Source organism: Halomarina litorea (assembly GCF_024227715.1).
Classification (GTDB): Archaea; Halobacteriota; Halobacteria; order Halobacteriales; family Haloarculaceae; genus Halomarina; species Halomarina litorea.
Map to the genome: position 1 here is coordinate 2,294,581 of NZ_CP100448.1, position 19,227 is coordinate 2,313,807.

Annotated in this window: 23 protein-coding genes; 12 read left to right on the forward strand and 11 right to left on the reverse strand. The window is 69.4% G+C overall.

Annotated features, from left to right (window positions below):
• Window positions 1-187 precede the first annotated feature (187 nt).
• Complete coding sequence (locus NKG96_RS12685) at window positions 188-889, reverse strand: helix-turn-helix domain-containing protein (protein ID WP_254535321.1); 702 nt, start codon at window positions 887-889, stop codon at window positions 188-190.
• Window positions 890-946: 57 nt separating this feature from the next.
• Here NKG96_RS12685 and NKG96_RS12690 point away from each other — a divergent pair, with 57 nt between their 5' ends.
• The 3 genes from NKG96_RS12690 (at window position 947) to NKG96_RS12700 (ending at window position 3,531) form a co-directional block, all read left to right on the forward strand.
• Window positions 947-1,726 carry an AAA family ATPase gene (locus NKG96_RS12690; RefSeq protein ID WP_368409257.1) on the forward strand — a complete coding sequence of 260 codons (780 nt, stop codon included), beginning with the start codon at window positions 947-949 and terminating at the stop codon, window positions 1,724-1,726.
• 69 nt (window positions 1,727-1,795) lie between these two features.
• Complete coding sequence (locus tag NKG96_RS12695) at window positions 1,796-2,566, forward strand: hypothetical protein (RefSeq protein ID WP_254535323.1); 771 nt, start codon at window positions 1,796-1,798, stop codon at window positions 2,564-2,566.
• 29 nt (window positions 2,567-2,595) lie between these two features.
• The gene (locus NKG96_RS12700; RefSeq protein WP_254535324.1) at window positions 2,596-3,531 is read left to right on the forward strand and encodes an alpha/beta fold hydrolase; all 936 of its coding nucleotides are present in this window, start codon (window positions 2,596-2,598) and stop codon (window positions 3,529-3,531) included.
• On the opposite strand, the gene larC is transcribed toward NKG96_RS12700, so the two are convergent.
• The 5 genes from larC to NKG96_RS12725 are packed head-to-tail and all read right to left on the reverse strand — an operon-like array spanning window position 3,528 to window position 7,367.
• Window positions 3,528-4,904, reverse strand: coding sequence for a nickel pincer cofactor biosynthesis protein LarC (gene larC, locus NKG96_RS12705; RefSeq protein ID WP_254535325.1), 1,377 nt, complete (start codon window positions 4,902-4,904; stop codon window positions 3,528-3,530). The genes NKG96_RS12700 and larC overlap by 4 nt on opposite strands.
• Window positions 4,905-4,941: 37 nt before the next feature.
• A complete protein-coding gene (locus NKG96_RS12710; RefSeq protein WP_254535326.1) occupies window positions 4,942-5,259 on the reverse strand; it encodes a 2Fe-2S iron-sulfur cluster-binding protein in 318 nt (105 codons plus the stop codon).
• A 6-nt stretch (window positions 5,260-5,265) separates the two neighbouring features.
• The gene (locus NKG96_RS12715; protein WP_254535327.1) at window positions 5,266-5,553 is read right to left on the reverse strand and encodes a hypothetical protein; all 288 of its coding nucleotides are present in this window, start codon (window positions 5,551-5,553) and stop codon (window positions 5,266-5,268) included.
• A complete protein-coding gene (locus NKG96_RS12720; RefSeq protein ID WP_254535328.1) occupies window positions 5,550-6,602 on the reverse strand; it encodes a ferritin family protein in 1,053 nt (350 codons plus the stop codon). The genes NKG96_RS12715 and NKG96_RS12720 overlap by 4 nt, the downstream gene beginning before the upstream one ends.
• A 57-nt stretch (window positions 6,603-6,659) precedes the next feature.
• Window positions 6,660-7,367, reverse strand: coding sequence for an SCP2 sterol-binding domain-containing protein (locus NKG96_RS12725; RefSeq protein ID WP_254535329.1), 708 nt, complete (start codon window positions 7,365-7,367; stop codon window positions 6,660-6,662).
• Window positions 7,368-7,640: 273 nt separating this feature from the next.
• On the opposite strand from NKG96_RS12725, the gene NKG96_RS12730 reads away from it, so the two are divergent.
• Window positions 7,641-9,863, forward strand: coding sequence for a CDC48 family AAA ATPase (locus tag NKG96_RS12730; RefSeq protein ID WP_254535330.1), 2,223 nt, complete (start codon window positions 7,641-7,643; stop codon window positions 9,861-9,863).
• A 330-nt stretch (window positions 9,864-10,193) separates the two neighbouring features.
• Here NKG96_RS12730 and phoU read toward each other — a convergent pair whose 3' ends face one another.
• Window positions 10,194-10,874 (reverse strand): phosphate signaling complex protein PhoU, encoded by a 681-nt coding sequence (phoU, locus tag NKG96_RS12735; RefSeq protein WP_254535332.1) that lies wholly within the window; start codon window positions 10,872-10,874, stop codon window positions 10,194-10,196.
• 294 nt (window positions 10,875-11,168) lie between these two features.
• Between phoU and NKG96_RS12740 the strand changes: the two genes are divergently transcribed.
• Complete coding sequence (locus tag NKG96_RS12740; RefSeq protein ID WP_254535334.1) at window positions 11,169-12,164, forward strand: phosphate signaling complex PhoU family protein; 996 nt, start codon at window positions 11,169-11,171, stop codon at window positions 12,162-12,164.
• A gap of 113 nt (window positions 12,165-12,277) precedes the next feature.
• Here NKG96_RS12740 and NKG96_RS12745 read toward each other — a convergent pair whose 3' ends face one another.
• Window positions 12,278-12,655, reverse strand: a complete 378-nt coding sequence (locus tag NKG96_RS12745) for a 30S ribosomal protein S8e (protein WP_254535335.1) — start codon at window positions 12,653-12,655, stop codon at window positions 12,278-12,280.
• Between the two features lie 83 nt (window positions 12,656-12,738).
• On the opposite strand from NKG96_RS12745, the gene NKG96_RS12750 reads away from it, so the two are divergent.
• Complete coding sequence (locus tag NKG96_RS12750; protein WP_254535337.1) at window positions 12,739-13,185, forward strand: DUF2240 family protein; 447 nt, start codon at window positions 12,739-12,741, stop codon at window positions 13,183-13,185.
• A gap of 21 nt (window positions 13,186-13,206) precedes the next feature.
• Here the strand turns inward: NKG96_RS12750 and NKG96_RS12755 are convergent, their stop codons facing one another.
• Complete coding sequence (locus NKG96_RS12755) at window positions 13,207-13,557, reverse strand: nuclear transport factor 2 family protein (protein WP_254535338.1); 351 nt, start codon at window positions 13,555-13,557, stop codon at window positions 13,207-13,209.
• A 142-nt stretch (window positions 13,558-13,699) separates the two neighbouring features.
• On the opposite strand from NKG96_RS12755, the gene NKG96_RS12760 reads away from it, so the two are divergent.
• Genes NKG96_RS12760 through pyrF form a run of 3 tightly spaced genes read left to right on the forward strand, consistent with a single transcriptional unit; the run spans window position 13,700 to window position 16,320 of the window.
• The gene (locus NKG96_RS12760; protein WP_254535339.1) at window positions 13,700-14,134 is read left to right on the forward strand and encodes a DUF7993 family protein; all 435 of its coding nucleotides are present in this window, start codon (window positions 13,700-13,702) and stop codon (window positions 14,132-14,134) included.
• Window positions 14,135-14,173: 39 nt separating this feature from the next.
• Window positions 14,174-15,478 carry an oxidoreductase gene (locus NKG96_RS12765; RefSeq protein ID WP_254535340.1) on the forward strand — a complete coding sequence of 435 codons (1,305 nt, stop codon included), beginning with the start codon at window positions 14,174-14,176 and terminating at the stop codon, window positions 15,476-15,478.
• Window positions 15,479-15,513: 35 nt separating this feature from the next.
• On the forward strand, window positions 15,514-16,320 hold the full coding sequence (pyrF, locus tag NKG96_RS12770; protein ID WP_254535342.1) for an orotidine-5'-phosphate decarboxylase: 807 nt from the start codon (window positions 15,514-15,516) through the stop codon (window positions 16,318-16,320).
• Between the two features lie 25 nt (window positions 16,321-16,345).
• On the opposite strand, the gene NKG96_RS12775 is transcribed toward pyrF, so the two are convergent.
• Together NKG96_RS12775 and NKG96_RS12780 are read right to left on the reverse strand one after the other, a co-directional pair.
• The gene (locus tag NKG96_RS12775) at window positions 16,346-16,603 is read right to left on the reverse strand and encodes a hypothetical protein (RefSeq protein WP_254535343.1); all 258 of its coding nucleotides are present in this window, start codon (window positions 16,601-16,603) and stop codon (window positions 16,346-16,348) included.
• 57 nt (window positions 16,604-16,660) lie between these two features.
• On the reverse strand, window positions 16,661-16,867 hold the full coding sequence (locus tag NKG96_RS12780) for a hypothetical protein (protein WP_254535344.1): 207 nt from the start codon (window positions 16,865-16,867) through the stop codon (window positions 16,661-16,663).
• Window positions 16,868-17,010: 143 nt separating this feature from the next.
• On the opposite strand from NKG96_RS12780, the gene NKG96_RS12785 reads away from it, so the two are divergent.
• From NKG96_RS12785 to NKG96_RS12795, 3 genes are read left to right on the forward strand one after another with little or no spacing between them, the layout of a single operon-like run.
• On the forward strand, window positions 17,011-17,559 hold the full coding sequence (locus NKG96_RS12785; RefSeq protein WP_438267421.1) for a J domain-containing protein: 549 nt from the start codon (window positions 17,011-17,013) through the stop codon (window positions 17,557-17,559).
• A 54-nt stretch (window positions 17,560-17,613) separates the two neighbouring features.
• Window positions 17,614-18,291 (forward strand): phosphoglycolate phosphatase, encoded by a 678-nt coding sequence (locus NKG96_RS12790; protein WP_254535346.1) that lies wholly within the window; start codon window positions 17,614-17,616, stop codon window positions 18,289-18,291.
• Entirely contained in the window at window positions 18,284-19,204 is a 921-nt protein-coding gene (locus tag NKG96_RS12795) for a DMT family transporter (RefSeq protein WP_254535347.1), read from the forward strand. Before NKG96_RS12790 ends, NKG96_RS12795 begins: the two co-directional genes overlap by 8 nt.
• Window positions 19,205-19,227: the final 23 nt, after the last annotated feature.

Genomic DNA, 19,227 nt, shown 5'->3' on the forward strand with positions numbered 1-19,227 from the left:
TGCGTGCAGCGCGGTGAGCAGCGGCTGTGTGTAGCTAGTGTTCTTTTCAGCGGGTGAGCGTTCGATTCTGACAACGGAGGACAGCAGCTCGCCATAGGCAGTTGATTTCTCGCTTTTTCACACCGATTCAAACGCAGTGTCAACCGATTATTTTGGCACCTAGCCATCTTCAGCACGACGACTCCCCTCACGCCACGTCGTGAAGCGCGTCCAGCATCTCGTTCAGGTCGCCGTCGGCGACGGCAAGCGAGTAGCCGTCGGCACGCGCCATCTCCGGGGCGTACTCCCAGAGGTCGTCCGGACCGAGTCCGTGGAGGACGACGGCGGTGGGCGTCGGCGTGACGACGCGCAGGGCGACCAGCGGGGACTCCCCGCGGGTGACGCCGGTGAACACCAGCGCGCGGTTCGTCGACTGGCCGTACAGGCGGTAGAACTCCTCGCTGGAGAGGCGCGTGATGGCCTCGATGGAGTTGATGACGGTGTGGCCCGCCACCGTCGTGGCACTGCCCGGCGACACCTCCGTCGCGCCGACGACGTCGTACAGTCGCGCGAGGGGGATCCCCGTCGAGTACTCCTGGAGGTCGTACACCACGTCGCTCTCGAACCCCGCCGAGAGGACGCGCGCGTGCTGACGGATGCGACCGCCGCCGCGTTCCTCGTCGATGTCGAGGAGGGCGTCGACGGTGCGTCTGACGACGCCGATGCCGGGGTTCTGCCGGCGGCCGCTCTCGTAGTCGGAGACGACCGACGGGGAGACGTCGAGGCGGTCGGCGAGGGTCGTCTGAGCGACGTCGAAGTCGGTGCGCCACTTGCGGAGCGTCCCGCCGGGGTCGTCGCTCAGGACGACCTCCCCGGCGATCTGTTGGGCGAGCGTCCGGCGCGGGTCCATGTCCCCCCGGAGGGAGCCGACGGTAAATCGGTGGGGTTTCGCGGACGTTTTTATCCGATGGCGACCGACCCCCCGGTAGTGAGCGACGCCATCCCAACCGGCTGTGGGCCGGTAGACGACCTCCTCGGCGGCGGGTTCGAGCGCGGTGCCGTCAGTCAGGTGTACGGCCCGCCGGCCTCCGGCAAGACGAACGTCGCCCTGTCGGCGGCCGTCTCGGTGGCCGCCGCGGGCGGGCAGGCCCTCTACATCGACACCGAGGGGCTGTCGGTCGACCGCTTCCAGCAACTCGCGCGCGCGCAGGTCCGGGCCGAGCGCGGCGACGCCGGACGCGACGCCTTCGGCGACGGCGAGGGCGGGGACGACGGGGACGTCGAGGCGGCCGTCGACGACCTCGCTTCCCGCCTCATCATCAGCGAGGCGCTGGACTTCGAGGAGCAGGCCGAGGCCGTCAAGGACGCCGAAGGGGTCGCCTCGCAGGTCGACCTCGTCGTCCTCGACAGCGCCACGGGCTTCTACCGACTGGAACGCGACAACGACGACGAGGGCGCGGCCCTCCGCGACGTGGTCCGGCAGGTGACCCACCTGCTCTCGCTGGCGCGCCGCCACGACCTCGCCGTCGTCATCACCAATCAGGTGTACTCGGACCCCGACAGCGACCGAACGCGGGGGCTGGGCGGGCACACCCTCGCCCACTGGTCGGCGGTCGTCCTCCGCCTCGAACGCTTCCGCGGGGGCAACCGCCGGGCGACGCTGGAGAAACACCGCTCGAAGCCCGCGGGCGGGACGGTGCGCTTTCGCATCGCCGACGAGGGCCTCGTCGCGAGCGAGGAGCCCTGAGCCACTCGTCGAGCGCCCCTCCAGCCCGCGGGCGAGACAGCTAAACCGGACGGCGTGGAAGGGTGTGGTGTGATCGTCGTCGCCACCGATGACTTCGAGGTCTACCACGGGGTCGTCAACGAACTGCGAGACCGCGGGGTCGAGTTCACGACCCGCGAAGTCGACGACGACCTGCCCGAGGAGACGACGCTCCTCGTCACCGGCGCGGACGACGAAGTCCACGAGGAGCAACTGGCCGTCGACGTGGTCCGCGCGGACCCGGACGACCCCCGCCGGGCGGTGGAGGCAGCGCTCGCCGTCCTCCGCGGGGAGAGCGGCCGCGTGGTCATCGGCGTCGACCCCGGCGAACGGCCCGGCATCGCCGTCCTCTCGGGAGGCGTCGTCGTTGCCGCCTTCCAGGTGCCGCTCTCGGAGGCGGGCGAGGTGGTCCGGCGGGAACTCGCGGACGCCGTCGACCCGGTGGTCAGAGTCGGTGACGGGGCACGCCTCAACGGCGCGCGCATCATCGACGACCTGTCGGACGTGCCCGTCGAACTCGTTGACGAGACGGGGACCACGCCGTACCTCGGCGCCGGGGCACGCGGCATGGGCGACGTGCTCGCGGCGGTCAACATCGCCCGCCAACCCGGCGAGCGCATCGACGGGCGGACCATCGAACCCACGGCGGGGGAGATTCAAGTTATCAAGACCCGCTCGCGGGAACGGAGCGACGACAACCGGACGATAAACGAGCGACTGGCCCGCCGCGTCGCCCGCGGGGAGTTGAGCATCGACGAGGCACTCGACGAACACCGGAACGACGGACCGGTCGATGGAGACATGGCCGAAGACGAGGAGTAGCTTATCGCCCTCGCGGTACTATCACCGGTATGTCAGCTCCGGACGCGACTCGCGACGCACCGACGGCGGACGCCCACGGCGACACCTCCTGGGTCGACCGCACCGAGTACCCCTTCGAGACGCACTGCGTCGGCCTCTCGGCGGGGAGCGTCCACTACGTCGACGAGAGGCCGGCCGACGGGGGCAGGGAGACGCTCCTCTTCCTCCACGGCAACCCGACGTGGTCGTTCCTCTACCGTGAGCCGATTCGCGCGCTCGGTGGGGAGTACCGCTGTGTCGCGCCGGACTACCTCGGGTTCGGCCTGTCGGAGAAACCCGACCCGAAGGAGTTCCCGTACCGCCCGGAGGACCACGCCGCCGTCCTCGCCGAGTTCGTCGAGGAACTGGGACTGGAGGACCTGATTCTCGTCGTCCACGACTGGGGCGGCCCCATCGGTCTCTCGTACGCCCTCGACAACCCAGAGAACGTCCGGGCGCTCGTCGTCCAGAACACGTTTGTGTGGCCCGTGGACGACCGCCTGTGGAGTCGGGCGTTCTCGTGGTTGGCGGGCGGGCCGCTGGGCCGACGGCTCTGTGAGCGCTACGACGCCTTCACGCGCGTCGTGATGCCACTCGCGTTCGCCGACCGCTCGCGGTTCCCGGAACGCGTCCGAGCGCAGTACCGCCACCCGCACGACGACCCGGCAGACCGAACCGGGACGTGGGTGTTCCCCCGCGAAATCGTCGGCGAGACGGACTGGCTCGGCTCTCTGTGGGAGCGCCGATGGGCCATCGCCGACCACCCGGCGCTGCTGGTCTGGGGGATGAAGGACCCCGCGTTCGACGCGGCGGCACTCAGAACGTTCGAGGCGCTCTTTCGTGAGTGCGAGACGGTCGAACTGGACGACGTGGGTCACTACGTCGCCGAGGAGGCGGGCGACCGCCTGACCGACGCGATGCGGGAGTTCCTCGCCGGACTGGACTAGTCCTCGCCGTCGGTCCGGTCCACCTCGGCCTCCGCCCGGCGCATCACCTCTCGCACCGGAAGGCCCGTCTCGCGAGCGACGGCGAGGGCGTCGTCGAACTCCGCGCTGGCGTCGAACACCTCTCCAGCGGTGTCGCTCGCGAGTTTCACCGAGACGTCGTACGACTCGCCGCCGACGTCGACGGTGACCGTCCGGAAGGCGCGGTCCGCGACGAACCGGTGGCGCACGCCCGTCTCGCGCACGCCGAGGGTGCCCGTCTCCTCGGCGAGGCGCCGGGCGACGTGTTCGGCGTCCTCGGCTCTCACCACCACCTTCACGAGGTGGCCGGGGCGGGACTTCTTCATCGTCGTCGGTAGGACCGAGACGTCGCGCGCGCCCGCCTGCGCGAGCGAGTCGTGGAGGTTCCCCAGTACCTCGGGGGCTACGTCGTCCACGTTCGTCTCCAGTACCCGCACCGACTCGCGGCGCAGACTCCCCTCGGATTCGCCGAGGACCGCACGGAGGACGTTCGGGTGGTCCGGGAAGTCGTATCCGCCCGCACCGTAGCCGACCCGTTCGACCGAGAGCGTCGGAAGGGTCGGGACGCCCTCCGCGAAGTGCGCGAGAATGGCCGCCCCCGTCGGGGTGAGCAGTTCCGCCTCCACCGGCCCGCCGCGGAGGTCCCAGTCGGCCGCCGCCGCCGCGATGTTGAGGACGGCGGGCGCGGGCACCGGGTAGGTTCCGTGGCTCATCGACACCTCCCCGCCGCCGGTGGCGAGCGGCGTGGTCAGGACCCGTTCGATACCGAGGTCCGCCAGCAGGAGGCAGACGCCGACTACGTCCGCGATGGCGTCGTCCGCGCCCACCTCGTGGAAGTGAGTGTCGTCGAGGTCGGTGTCGTGGACCCGGGCCTCCGCCTCGCCGAGGATTCGGAACGTCGCCGTCGCGTCGGCCTCGACCGCCTCGGGCAGGCCCATCCCCTCCACGAGGTCGACCACCTCGCGGTACGTTCGCTGTGGTCCGTGCCCCTCGGCGTGGTCGTGCGGGTGGCCGTGGTGGTGGTGGTCGTGGTGGTCGTCGTCGTGCGGGTGGTCGTCGTCGTGCGGGTGGTCGTCGTCGTGCGGGTGGTCGTGGTGGTGGTCCTCGTGGTCGCCGTGGGCGTCCCCGTGGTCGTGTGATCCGTCGCCGTGCGAACCGTCGTCCCCGTCGGTCAGGCGGACGACCACGCGGGTGGCGCTGATGCCGTTTTTGACCGTCTCGGTCACGTCGTAGCGGACCGGCAGGGCGGCCTCGACGGGCGCGAGGGCGTCACGGTCGGCCCCCGCCGCGAGGAGCGCGCCGAGGAGCATGTCCCCGCTTGCGCCCATCCGGCCGTCGAACGCGAGGGTGTGCATGGCAGACGTCGCGTCGCGCCGGCGAAAAGCCGTGCGGTTAGAAGAGGTCGAGACCCAGCGCCTCCTCCTGCAGGCCCTCGCCGGCCCGGACGCGGCAGTCCGAGCGGGGGTAGGAGACACAGAGCAGGGCGTAGCCGTCCTCGCGCTGGTCCGGTTCGAGGGCCATCCCCTCGCTCTGGTCCACCTCGCCCTCGACGAGTTCGCCGACGCAGGTGGTGCAGTTGCCCTCCCGACAGGAGTACGGGAGGTCGAGGCCCGCCGCCTCGGCGGCGTCGAGGACGTACTCGTCGTCGTCGACCGCGAGGGCCGCCGTCCCGCCCGTCTCCCAGTCGATAGTGACGTCGTAGGTGGGCATCGTGACTCAGAGGCGCTGGCGGAGTTTGTACATCTTCAGCGCCTCCAGTCGGGGGTCGCCCGTGCTCTCGGTGTCGTCGTCGAGGCCGGCCCCGCTGACCATCTCGTTGAACGAGGTGCTGACGCCCTCCTCCTCGAACGTCGAGTCGATGATGTACGCGACGTTCTCGCGGACCTCCTCGAAGGACTGGTCGAGTTCGTCGGCGGCCTCCTCGATGGCCGCCTCGACTTCCTCCTCCGAGGCGGTGAACGACGCCCCGCGGGAGAGTTCCCGCAGGTCGCGGTCGGCCGTCATCGGTCCCCCCTCCCGTCGGTCGCGACGCCGCGACGGCGCCGGTAGTGCGACTCCTCCTCCTCGACGACGTCCTCCAGGTCCCACTCGCGTATCTCCTGATAGCGGTCGTTGACCCGGTCGAGCATCTCGACGTAGTCGATGTCGAGGCCGAGCGTCTCGTTGTACATCCCGTCGATGAGATGGCCGCCGCGCAGGAGGATGTCGTCGATGTCGAGACCGAGGGGGTCGCCGACGGCGTCGGTGAACATGTACGCGAAATCCGCCATGTAGGGCACGTCGTGGTGGAGCGTCCGGACGATGCCCCGCTTTACGCCCTGAAACTCCGGTTCGCCGGCCTCCTCCTTCGCGACGAGTTCCTTCAGGAGTTCGACGCCGTGGGTGATGTGGCGGCCCTCGTCCGTGCTGACGAACTTGAACCCGTGGTTCAGCAGGGGCAGGTACGCCTCCTGCGAGAGGCGGTTGATGGCGAACCCGCCGACGCGCGCGAGGATGCCCTCGACGTTGAGGTGGTAGACCGTGGCGGCCTTTGCGATGTCCACCGGGTCGAGCGTCTGGGCGGCCTTCGCCGTCTGGAGGCCCTGGTTCTCGAACACCTCGCCGAGGCCCGTCGCCTGCACGATGGGGATGCGCGTCCCGCGTCGCGGGTCGAGTTCGGCGTAGTTGTCCCGGTCGTCCATCACCTCGCGCATGTAGACGTCGATGAACTGGGTGTGCTTGTGCTCGGTCAGCGTGAGCATGGTCATGTACATCTCCTTCGCCTCGTTGTCCTCGAGGCAGGGCGCACCCATGATGCGCTGGAGGTTCGTCGCGGCGTCGCCGGCGACCTCGCGTTCCCCGTCGAGAAAGCCCGACAGCAGGTAGCGGATCTGGTCGCGTTCGCGGTCGTCGAGCGACTGCCAGACCTCGCGGTCCTCCTCGAACCCGACCTCCTCGAAGAGGCGCTCGACGTTCCACGTCCCCAGTTCGACGCCCTTCTGGAAGAGGTCGTACCACTTGCTCCCGGTGTCGACGCGCTGGCCCCGAAACTGCGGCGCGCTCGATTGTGACATACGGGTACACACAGCGTGCTGCGACGGTTGGGGGTTGGGCCGCCGATACGAGGCCGTTCAAAACAGCGCCCGTGTCTCGACGCGCCCGGCCGCGTCGCCCATCGCCTCCGCCGCCCCGGCGTAGGACATGACGGTCGTCACCGACCCGTCGAGCGACAGGTCGTCGCCGAGGACCGACTCCAGGACGTCCTCGCCCTCGACGAGCGCCAGCCACTCCTCGTAGGGGCCGGTCAGCGCGAACCCGGGGTCACGGGCCGACGGGGACTCGAGGACCTCGACGGCCTCGCAGGTCCCGTCGCGGAGGTCCAGATAGGCGTAGACGGTGTCCCCGTGGACGTACCGGTCGAACTGGTCGAGCAGGGTCCGGACGTCCTCCGAGAGTTCCGCGCGGAGGGCGGGCCACGTCACGTCCGGGCACTCGGCGAGGGGCGTCGAGAGAAACGCCGCCGCGAGGCGGTCACAGGGGTCGCCCGAGGCCGCGTCGAGTCGCGCCTCGAAGGCGGGTGGTGCCGACTGACGGAGGGCACGACACCGCGCCTCGGAGAGGCTCTCTAGCGACTCCCGGACGGCGGCGGAGAGCGCCTCCGGCAGGTCCCCCACCGTCCGCTCCTCGACGGGGAGGTCGGTGATTGCGAAGAGGAAGTCCCCCTCGAAGTCGACGCCCCACCCCTCGCTCTCCGTCCGGTACGTCTCGTCGTCGTTCAGCGTCTCCCCGTAGGCCTCCAGCCACTCCGCCGACGGGAACCACTCGCCGTGCTCGGACATGCCAACCCCGTCGGCGGGCGGACGGATGTGGGTTGACGCTCGCATGAACGGTCGTTTAACCCGGCGTCGAGGGAGTTCGATACGAGTCGCGGCCGTCCGTGCCGTCCGGGGGCGGAGGACCCGAACGTGCGTGCAGTTATCGGGGGGACAGTCTCGTCACACTGGACGTTCGGGTACCGGCGGGAGCCGAGAACGGGCCCGTCGCCGCGTACGTGTGTCAGACATGAGCAAAAGGGATATGTCCGGCGCCGTCGGAGTCTTAGGCAACCCCGCATGAACGAAGTTCAACTGGAGGTGGCGAAGGCGTACCCGAACGACTCGGGCCGCGGTATCGCGCGCCTCGACCCGGACACGCTGTTGCATCTCAAGCTCAGCCCCGGCGACATCATCGAGATAGAGGGCGGCGACCGGACCGCGGCGAAGGTCTGGCGCGCCGACCGCCAGGACTGGAACACGGACACCGTCCGTATCGACGGGTTCACGCGCCAGAACGCCGACGTGGGCATCGGCGAGCGCGTGACCATCCGGAAGGCCGAGGCAACGAAAGCCGAGAAACTCGTCCTCGCGCCGCCCGAGGAGGCGTCGGTCCAGTTCGGCAGCGACGCCGCGGGCATGGTCAAGCGCCAGATTCTGAAGCGCCCGGTCGTCGAACGCGACATCGTGCCTGTCATGTCGAGTACGAACCACCCGTTCATGCGCTCGCCGGGACAGGCCATCCCGCTCATCGCCGTCGAGACGGACCCCGAGGGCGTCGTTCTCGTCACCGAGGACACCGAGGTGGAACTCCGCGAGGAGCCAATCAGCGGGTTCGAGAAGACCGGCGGCGGCATCACCTACGAGGACATCGGCGGTCTCCAGGGCGAGATTCAGCGCGTCCGCGAGATGGTCGAACTGCCGATGAAGCACCCCCAGATATTCAAGAAACTGGGCATCGAGCCGCCACAGGGGGTCCTCCTCCACGGCCCACCCGGCACCGGCAAGACCCTCCTCGCCAAGGCCGTGGCCAACGAGACGTCCGCGAGTTTCTTCTCCATCGCGGGCCCCGAGATCATCTCGAAGTACTACGGGGAGTCGGAACAACAGCTTCGTGAGATATTCGAGGACGCGAGCGAGGAGTCGCCGTCTATCATCTTCATCGACGAACTCGACTCCATCGCGCCCAAGCGCGAGGACGTCACCGGCGAGGTCGAACGCCGCGTCGTCGCTCAGTTGCTGACGATGATGGACGGCCTCGAATCGCGCGGGCAGGTCATCGTCATCGCCGCGACGAACCGCGTCGACAGCGTCGACCCCGCACTCCGCCGTCCGGGTCGGTTCGACCGCGAGATCGAGATCGGCGTGCCCGACGAGAACGGCCGGAAGGAGGTCCTCCAGATCCACACCCGGGGGATGCCGCTGTCGGACGATGTGAGCCTCGACCACCTCGCCGACGAGACCCACGGCTTCGTGGGTGCGGACATCGAGAGTCTCACGAAGGAGGCGGCGATGAAGGCGCTGCGCCGGTACCTCCCCGAGATCGACCTCGACGAGGAGGACATCCCGCCGAGCCTCATCGACCGGATGATCATCAAGCGTGAGGACTTCCGCGGTGCGCTCAACGAGGTGGACCCGAGCGCGATGCGCGAGGTGCTCGTCGAACTCCCGAAGATATCGTGGGACGACGTCGGCGGCCTCGACCACGCCAAACAGCAGGTTCAGGAGTCCGTCGAGTGGCCGATGAACTCCCCCGAGCGTTTCGAGCGCATGGGCGTCAGCCCGCCCTCCGGGGTGCTGCTCTACGGCCCGCCGGGGACGGGCAAGACCCTGATGGCGAAGGCCGTCGCCAACGAGACGAACGCGAACTTCATCTCGGTGCGCGGCCCGCAACTGCTCTCGAAGTGGGTGGGTGAGTCCGAGAAGGCCATCCGCCAGACGTTCCGCAAGGCCCGGCAGGTCGCCCCGACCGTCATCTTCTTCGACGAGTTGGACTCGCTGGCGCCCGGCCGTGGCGGCGACGTCGGCTCGAACGTCTCCGAGCGTGTAGTCAACCAGCTCCTCACCGAACTCGACGGGCTGGAGGAGATGGAGAACGTGATGGTCATCGGCGCGACCAACCGCCCGGACATGATCGACCCCGCGCTCATCCGCTCGGGTCGCTTCGACCGGCTAGTCTACATCGGCGAACCCGAACTGGAGGGCCGCGAACAGATCCTCCGCATCCACACGAAGAAGTCGCCGCTGGCCCCCGACGTGAGCCTGCGCGAACTCGCGGAGGTCACGCAGGGGTACGTCGGTTCGGATCTGGAGTCCATCGCCCGCGAGGCCGCAATCGAGGCCCTGCGCGAGGACGAGGAGGCCGACGAGGTCGAGATGCGTCACTTCCGGAGCGCGATGGAGTCGGTCCGCCCGACCATCAACGACGACCTGCGGTCGTACTACGAGGAGATCGAAGACCAGTTCCGCGGCGGCCAGCGCGGGATGGAACGCCAGTCCAGCGGCCGCATCGGCTTCCAATAGACACCTCCACCGTTTTTCTGCGCCTCTTTTTCCTGCGGGGCCTCCCTCGATCGGTCGACTCCCTTGCAAAAACGCGCAGAAAAACTGCGCTCCGGTGGGTCTCGCGCTGTCGCGTCTCGACCCGCCTCCGCGTGAATCGCTCGCTTCGCTCGGGGACGCTGACTGAGCTTCTAGTGGCCTCTGGCTATCGAACACGACTGTCCGCGAGCGGAGCGAGCGGTTCACCGGTCCTCCGTGCGCTACGCGCACGGAGGACCGGCCTTTTTGGTCCAGATTTTTCGAGGAGTGGTCGCGCTTCGCGCGACCCGACGAAGAAAAAGGTGGGGGGTCCTAGTAAATGAGTTCGTCGCTGTTCTCGGCCATGTACAGCGTTCGCGCGGCGATGTTGACGGCGTGGTCGCCGACGCGTTCGAGGTCGCGGATGATGAGCAGGAGGCGCGAGACGTCCTGGAGCATGGCCTCCATGTCGCCCTCCTCGGCCCCGTCGTCGAACTCCGTCTCGATGAGGTCGCGGACGACGATGCCGGAGGCGCGTTCGCACATGGCGTCGATGTCGTCGTCGCGTTCGGCGATGGCGAAACAGGCCTCTGCGTCCTCCTCGGCGTAGGCGCTCATCGCGTCCTCCAGCATGGCGAGGGTGGCGTCGCCGATCTCCTGGACGTCGACCTCCGGGAACACGTCCTGGTCGGCCTCCTCGGCGTACCCCCCGAGGTTCGTCGCGAGGTCGGCCACCCGTTCGAGGTCGGTGATGATCTTGAACGAGGAGGCGATGAACCGCAGGTCGCTGGCGACGGGTTGCTGGAGGGCCAGCAGGTCGATACAGTCCCCTTCGAGGTCGAGGTACAACTGGTTGACCTCGTCGTCGCCCTCGATGACCTCTCGCGCGAGGTCGTGGTCCTTCTGTTCGAGCGCCGAGAGCCCCAGACGGAGGCGCTCTGCGACCACCTCGCTCATGTAGAGGACGTTCTCGCGCAGTTCGACCAGCATCTCCTGGTAGCTGTTGCGGGCCATCAGCGACCCACCCCACGAATCGAGTGCATACGAGGTGACGGACGGCCGAGACACAAATACCTATCCCCACGCTACTGATTGAGATACGTGACAACGTTCGTCACAATAGATCGTCGGGAGTTCGGCGAGCCAGCCGGTTCCAACCGGTCGCATCGTCGCCGGCATAGGACCCGCCCACGGACCACCGGAACGCCGGACGGGAGCGGTGAGGGCTCGGGCCGCGACGGACAGGAGACACCGGCGTAGTATATAGAAATGGGTTCTTTTATTGCCCCGCGATTGCGACCGTCGGTCATGGAAACGCGGAAAGTCCAGGTAACCGGCGGCTCGACGTACACGGTGTCGCTGCCCAAGACGTGGGCGACGGACAACGGCATCAGCGCCGGGAGCGTCGTCGAGTTCTACCCGGAGGAGGACTCGCTGCTGTTGACCCCGCGCAGCGACGAGGACCGGACGGAGGGCACCCTCGACATCACCGACCTCGAGGGTGAGGAGCTGATGCGCGCCGTCGTGACGATGTACGTCAGCGGCTTCGACATCATCAACCTGGAGACGGCGCGCGTGACGGCCGCCCAGCGCCGTGCCATCCGGAACGGCGCACAGCGCCTCGTCGGTCTGGAGGTCATCGGCGAGACCAGCGAGCACGTCATCCTGCAGGACCTGCTCGACTCCTCGGAACTCTCCATCGTCAACGCCATCACGCGCATGCGCCTCGTCGCCCTCTCGATGCTGGAGGACGCTATCACCGCCCTCGTCGAGGACGACGACGACCTCGCGACCGACGTCATCGAGCGCGACGACGACGTCGACCGCCTCTGGTACATGACCTCGCGGGTGTTCCGAGGCGTCCTGCGGGACCCCTCGACGGCCACGGAAGTCGGTCTCCCCCGCGAGACGTGTTTCGACTACCACTCCAGCGCCCGCCAACTGGAGCGCATCGCGGACCACGCGACGAAGGTGGCCGAACTCGCCCTCGAACTCGACGAGATTCCCGAGGGAGCCGCCGCCGCCCTCGAGGACCTGCTCGAAGAGGCCAAGGACGTCGCCGAGACGGCGATGGACGCCCTCCTCGAGGACGACGCCGACGCCGCCTCCCGACTCGCGAACCGCGCCCGCGAGCGCGTCGACGTCATCGACGGGCAGGCCCGCGAGGTGGACAAGCAGGTCCGGGAACTCGACCCACAGCAGGCACAGCTACTCGGGCTGGTCGTCGACTCCCTGTCGCGCAGTGCCGACTACGGCGGCAACATCGCCGAGACGGCGATGCAGAAGGCCGCCCCCAAACCGTAGCGCGGACTCGCCTCCGCGGTCACGCTTCGATTCTCGCGGTCGACCCGCCCCCGAGCGACGCGGCCGGCGTGGCAGTCGCTCCGGGTCGGCGTCGAGAGTAGTGGTGAGGTCGCTTACTCGTCGTCGAGGAGGACGGCGTTGACCTGGCCGTCCTGACCGGGGCGCGAGGTGACGCGGGCAGTGCCCTCGCTCGTCTCGATGATGGCACCGCGCGTGACGATGTTCCGGCGGACGTAGTTCGGGTTGGCGTCGTTCGAGGTGACGCCCTCGATGGTGGCGCTGACGACGCCGTCCGCGGTGGCGACGTTGGCGGTGTCCTGCTGGATGGCGCGGACCTTCGTGTTGCCGCCCATCGTCTCGACGACCTTCAGCTTCGCGTCACCGACGCGCGTCTCGGTCGCCTGCCGGCCGAGTTCGTGCTTTCGCTTCTTGCGGATGGGCCGGCGTCGACCGCCGGTGCGCTTCGTGCGGGAGCGTCCCTGGAATTTCATACGGGTACGTGGCCGCGAGAAGTACTTGAAAGGCTCGATGCGGTCCGACAGACTCATGCCCCGCGCGCCGCCGCTCCCGGTGGATGAGTCTCCGCAGCGCCGTCGCCGCCCCCTACCGCGCGAAGGGCCGCGACAGCATCCCCGAGAGCGAGTTCGTCGTCGCGCTGTCGCTCGACCGCGACTGGTTCTCTCCCGACCAGGCGAAGCGCCTCGTCGACGTGGCGGTGAGCGAGGGCCTCCTCGCGCGCGAGGACGGCGAACTCGCAGTGACCTTCGACCCGGACGACGAGGTGGTCCCCGAGGAGTTCCGGCCCGACGAGTCGGTCATCCAGACGCGCACCACGTTCCAGCGCGTTCTCGACGCCGTCGTGGAGACCGGAGAGTCGAAACAGGAGACGGTCGCCGGCATCAACGCCCTCCAGTCGGACCTCGGCGTCACCATCGAGGCGGCCGCCGTCCTCTACGCCCACCGCCGCGGCGTGGACGTGACCGACCACGCGAGACGGGCGCGCGAGGAGCTCTCGGGGTAGGTCGACGGACGAGCGGGGCGGCTACTCTCGCGGCGAGACCACCGCGCCGAGCGTCTGGACCTCGATGGTCCCGTCCCTGACGAGGAACGTGTCGGTGGCGAACTCGTAGTCGTTCTCCGGCGTCCGGGCGTGCCAGGTGATGTACGCGACGTCCCCCTCGATGACCTTGCGGTCGACGGTGAGTTCCGTCTCGGGGTCGTCGAACTCCTCGAAGAACGCCTCGAACGCGCCCGTTATCTCGTCGATGCCGCGGAAGACGCTGTCGTGGGTGATGAGGACCGAGTCCTCGTCGTAGTCTTTCAGGTTCTCCTCCATGTCCTGTGCGCCGAACGCCCGCAGGTGGTGGTCGAGTACGGATTCTGTCGAAGTCATGTGGTGTGGCTCCCCCGCGCGGCGTGAAACCGACGGTCACGGGATCGTGAGTGGGAACCACACACCCAAAACTGTTTACACGACCTGCGGACCGGCGACTCCGAGCGACAGGTCGATGTGCCGCGACGGGCTACCCGGTCGCGTGACACAGTCGACGCCGGGCGCGGACGGCCGACGCATCGCCGAACTGCTGGCGAGCGAACTCGTCGCTCGCGAGGACGGCCCGCTCGCACGTTGCTCGTTGCGCGACGTGCGGGACGCCGACACGCTCGAACCGGGTGAGTTCGGCGCGTTCGCCTACGCGGTCCACGCCGGCGAGGAGGATGGAGACGGGGACGACGAGGCCGAGGGCGGGGGCGACCACCTCGCGGACGTCTACGTCCACGACGACCGGGGCCGCGTCGAGTTCCGGCGCGCCCAGTCGGTCGCCGCCGAGGCCGGCGGCGAGGCGGACCTGCGCGTCCGCCCGAAGGCGGTCGAACCCCCCCGAACGCTCGTGTTCGTCGAGGACACGGGGCAAGTCAAGCGCGTCCTCCCGGTCTTCGAGGCGGCGCTGGCGGCACTCGACGCGGCCTGACCGCACACGTATTTACCCGTCCATCTCGTGCCACCCGCAATGTCGATTGCGCTCGACACCCCCCTCGACGTAGGGGGCCTTCGGGTCCCGAACCGCCTCTATCGCGCCCCGCTGCTGGAATGCGCCGGCGACGGCCCCGACGCCGCGGACGCCCTCGTCGACGAACTGGTCCCGACCGTCGCCGCCGGGTGCGGCCTCGTCTTCCAGGGGGCGGCCGTCGTCAGACCTGAGGGTGGCTGTGTCGCTCCGAACATGACACGCCTCCACGACCGGGAGAGCGCGATGCGTCTCCGCCCGCTCACGGAGGCGGTCCACGACCACGGCGGACGCATCGTCGTCCAGTTGGACCACGGCGGCCTGCGCAGTCTGGAGACGTGGCACCACGGGTACCGCCGCGAACACCCGGAGCTTCGGCAACTGGCCGTCTCCCGCCCGCCGCGCACCCTCCGGGCGCTCTCTGCCGCCGGCGTCCTCTCCCTCGACGCGCACGTCCTCTCGACCGACGAGGTGTACGACCTCGCGGCGGACTTCGGGCGCGCCGCCCACCACGCCGTCGCGGCGGGCTACGACGGCGTCCACCTCGCGGGGGCGAACATGGGTCTCATCCAGCAGTTCTGCTCGCCGTACTACAACCGGCGTGACGACGAGTTCGCCGACGGTGCGCGCTTCCTCGAAGTCGTCCACGACGAGGTCCGAAAGCGCGCGGGCGACGTGCCGCTGCTGACGAAGGTGCCCGCGGAGACCCACCGACCGCCGTTCGTCCGGACGTACCTCTCGCGAGCGGACGGAGTGCGCCTCGCCGAGCGACTGGCCGAGTACGGGTACGACGCGGTGGTGCCCGTCGAGAGTTCGACGTTCTGGGACGCGAGCATCGTCCGCGGGCGGTTCCCCGACCGGGCGTGGGAGGCCCCCGCGTTCCAGTCGGGGTACGCCGCGGCCTTCGGCGGGCCGCGCCGGGCGCGCCTCGTCGAGTTCCTCACTCGGGTCGCGACCCGGCGGACGCCCTTCGAGGCGGCGTGGAACGCCGAGTTCTGTCGCGAGGTGCGCGGACGCGTGGACGTGCCCGTCCTCTGTGAGGGCGGGGTCCGCGGACGGGAGGAGATGGACCGCCTGCTGGGCGAGGCCTGTGACATGGTGGGCGTCGGACGTCCCTTCTACGCCGAACCGCGCCTGGCGGCCCGGTTGCTCGCCGACCCGGACGCGCGGGCGGCCTGCCGGAACTGCAACAACTGCGTCGTCCCGCAGGCGGCGGGCGCGGAGGGCGTCTGTCGGACCCCCTCCGTGCTCCGGGAACGGGCCGCCCGCAAGGAGCGGGGGGAGTACGACGCCCCCGGGGACCGATAGTAACCTTCTAACGGGTAGCGCAATCAGCGACCCCAATGGCCGCCCCCTTCTTCGACCGACTCGCCGAGCGAATCGACGGCGTCGACAGCGTCGTCTCGGTGGGACTCGACCCGGACCCGAAGCGCATCCCCGACCACCTCGCGGACCACGACCTGCCCCGGTGGGCGTTCAACCGCCGCATCATCGACGCGACCCACGAACACGCCGCCTGCTACAAGCCGAACGTGGCCTTCTACGAGGACAGCGACGGCTGGCGCGCCCTGCGCGAGACCGTCGCCTACGCCGAGGGGAAGGGCGTTCCCGTCTTGCTGGACGCCAAGCGCGGCGACATCGGCAACACGGCCCGGCAGTACGCGAAACTGCTGGACCACGCGGACGCCGTCACGGTCAACCCCTACCTCGGGCGGGACTCCCTCGAACCGTTCCTCTCGCGGGCGGACAAGGGCGTGTTCGTCCTCTGTCGCACCTCCAACCCCGGCGGCGCTGACTTCCAGAACCTCGAGGTCGGCCCGAACAAGCGCCTGTTCGAGTACGTCGCCCAGCGTGCGGCCGAGTGGAACGAGAACGACAACGTCGGCCTCGTCGTGGGTGCGACGGCCCCCGACGAACTCGAAGGCGTGCGCGAACTCGTCCCGGACCTGCCCTTCCTCGTTCCCGGCGTGGGCGCACAGGGCGGCGACGCCGAGGCCGCAGTCGAGTTCGGCCTCGCCGACGGGGTGGGGCTGGTCAACTCCTCGCGGAGCATCATCTTCGCCGGCGAGGGCGAGAGCTTCGACGCCGCCGCGCGACAGGCCGCGAAGCGACTCAAGGACCGTCTGAACCGCTATCGAGCGGGCGAGTAACGCTCCACCGCCGCCCGCTCACCGCTCACTCCTCGCCGTGGGTCGCGAGGTGGTCGAGGATGGCCGCCTCGGACTCCTCTCTCCGGCCGCAGGCGTCACAGACGTAGGCGTGACACACGACCGTCTCCCGGTACGGTTCGAAGTCGACGACGGTCACGCCCCCGTCGCCGTCCGGGCGCAGCGTCAGCCGGACGGGTTTGCGACAGCCGCTGAACTCCCCGGAGTTGCCACAGGGGACGAACTCGCTCACCGTCCGCCGGCCGCCGTCCGTGGTCGGAGCCATACCCGGGCGATGGTGCCGCGGAGATATTTGCCGAAGGGTTGCGACCGCAAGTGGTCGTCAGAACTGGTAGGTGTCCACCCCGTCCGGGCCGTCCGGGTCGCGGCGTCGCTCCTCGCCGCCGGTGCCTTTCACCTCCTGGAGGCACTCCGTACAGAGGCCCGTCTCCTCGTCGAAGTGCACCTCGCAGGCGAGTCGCCCGCAGCGATCACAGCCGTCGACGACTTCGTTCGTCTGGCAGAGTTCACAGAGTCCCGAGACGCTCATGATGTCATCAGATAGCACAGGAGTGCTGTTAAGGACACGGCCTGCACCCGAGGGGTCCGCCGTCGGTGTTCCGTAGTGTACGGCGAGAGGTTTAGGGCGGCGGCACCACTAGAACGGGCGTGAATCGCTCGCGGCTGGTCGCGATGCTCGGGGCGGTGTTCGGGGCGTTGGCGGCCTTCCTCGCCGTCCTCGGCCTCGTCGTGGAGCCGTTGCTCCTCCTGTTGGCCGTCCCGTTCGGCGTCGTCACCTACTTCATGTGGTACCAGGCGTCGGGCAGACTCGTCGAACGCGTCTACGCCAGCGTCGAGGGGGCCGCCCGCGTGGACGACACGACTCGCGCCCGCGCGCGGACGAACGGCGGCGGGCGCGGCGGGTTCGGTGCGGGCCCCCGCGAGGAGTGGGACCCGGCGAGCGAGTGGGCGCGTCGGGAGCGCGTGGGCGGACCCGAGGGCCGGCGCCGCACCGGGCGCGCCGGAGCGAGCGGGCAGCGGGATCGCCGGAAACCGCAGACCGCGAGCGGGCCGACCCGACTGGAGGCGTACGACATCCTCGGGCTGGACCCGCAGGCAGACCAGAGGGCGGTCAAGCGCGCCTACCGCGAGCGGGTGAAGACGGCCCACCCGGACACGCCCGAGGGGAGCGAAGAGGAGTTCAAGCGGGTCAACGCAGCCTACGAGCGCCTGAGCGAGTGAGCCAACGGGTCGAAAACGGGTGGCTTGAAGCGCCCGGCGCGTGGAGTCCACACCATGACCCCGCCACTCGCCGTCGACATCGACGGGACGCTCACGGACTCGAATCGGGCGCTCGACCCGCGCGTCCTCGACCCCATCCGCGAGTGGCCCGAACCCGTCGTCGTCGCCACCGGGAAGGCCCTGCCGTACCCCGTCGGCCTCTGTGAGTTCCTCGGCATCCCGGTCCGCGTCATCGCGGAGAACGGCGGCGCGGTGTACCTCGCGGACGACGACGAACTGGAGTTCCACGGCGACCGGGAGGCCGCACAGCGAGTCGTCGAGGAGTACCGCGAACTGGGCCACGAGGTGGGGTACGGGAAGGTGGATTTCACGAACCGCTGGCGCGAGACGGAGCTGGCGGTCAACTTGGACCAGCCGCTCGAACCGCTGAAGGAACTCGCCGCCGCCCACGGGATGCACGTCTTCGACACGGGCTACGCCTACCACGTCACCAGCCCCGGCGTCGACAAGGGCGAGGGCCTGCGGGCGGTGTGCGACCGTCTCGGCGTCGGTATCGAGGAGTTCGCCGTCGTCGGTGACTCCGAGAACGACGCCGCGGCGTTCGAACTCGCGGGGACGGCCGTCGCGGTGGCGAACGCGGACGAGACGGCGAAGGCCGCCGCCGACCACGTCACCGAGGGGAGCTACGGCGACGGGTTCCTCGAGGCCCTCGACTCCCTCCGGGATGCGTGAGCGCGTCGCCGCCCTCGCCCCCCTGCTGGCGGCGGTGCTGTGGGGCGGTCTCTACGTCGTCAGCGCGTGGGGGTTCGAGGCCGTCCCGCCGCTGACGCTCGCGTTCTTCCGGATGGTCGTCGCGAGCGCCGTCCTGTACGCGGTGGTCCGGGCGACCAAGCCCCGGCGGTCGTTCTCCCGGCGCGAATGGGTGTCGTTCGCCGCGCTCGGGGGATGGGTCGCCGTCTCCCTCGCCACGCAGTACCTGGGGACTGCGCTTACCTCCGCGGGGCAGGGCTCGCTCGTGACCATCCTGACGCCGGTGGCGACGCTGGCGCTGGGGGTGACCGTCCTCGGCGAGTCGCTATCGGTGCGCGGCGCGGCGGGGATGGCGCTCGCGACGGTCGGGACGTTCGCGCTCGTCCTCGCGCGCTCGGGCGCGGACGCCGGCGGGAGCCTCCTCGGGTCCGGCATGCTCGTGGTGGCGAGTCTCACGTTCGCGGTCTACACCGTCTACGGGAAGCCGCTGATACGGCGCTACTCGGCGCTGGAAGCCGCGACGTACGCGACGCTGTGCTCGATGCCGCTGTTCGCCCTGTTCGCCCTCGGCGAGGTCCTGTTTCTCCCCGGGGCGTTCGACGTGCGGGTCACGCTCCCACTCGTGGCGGCGGTGGGCTACCTCGGCGTGTTCGGGACGGCGGCGGCGTGGTACCTCTGGTACAAGGGCATGGAGTACACCGACGCGGGCACCATCGCGGTGTTCTTCTTCGCCCAACCGGTCGTCGGGGTGGCGCTGGGGGCACTCCTGCTCGGCGAGCAGGTCGGCTGGGAGTTCCTCGCTAGCGGCGGCGTGATGCTCGTCGGCATCTACCTCGCGAGCACGGCGGAGTCCCCGGAGTCCGCCGAACCGACCGAGGGACCGAACACCGACTGACCCTAGCGTGTCAATAGTGCTCA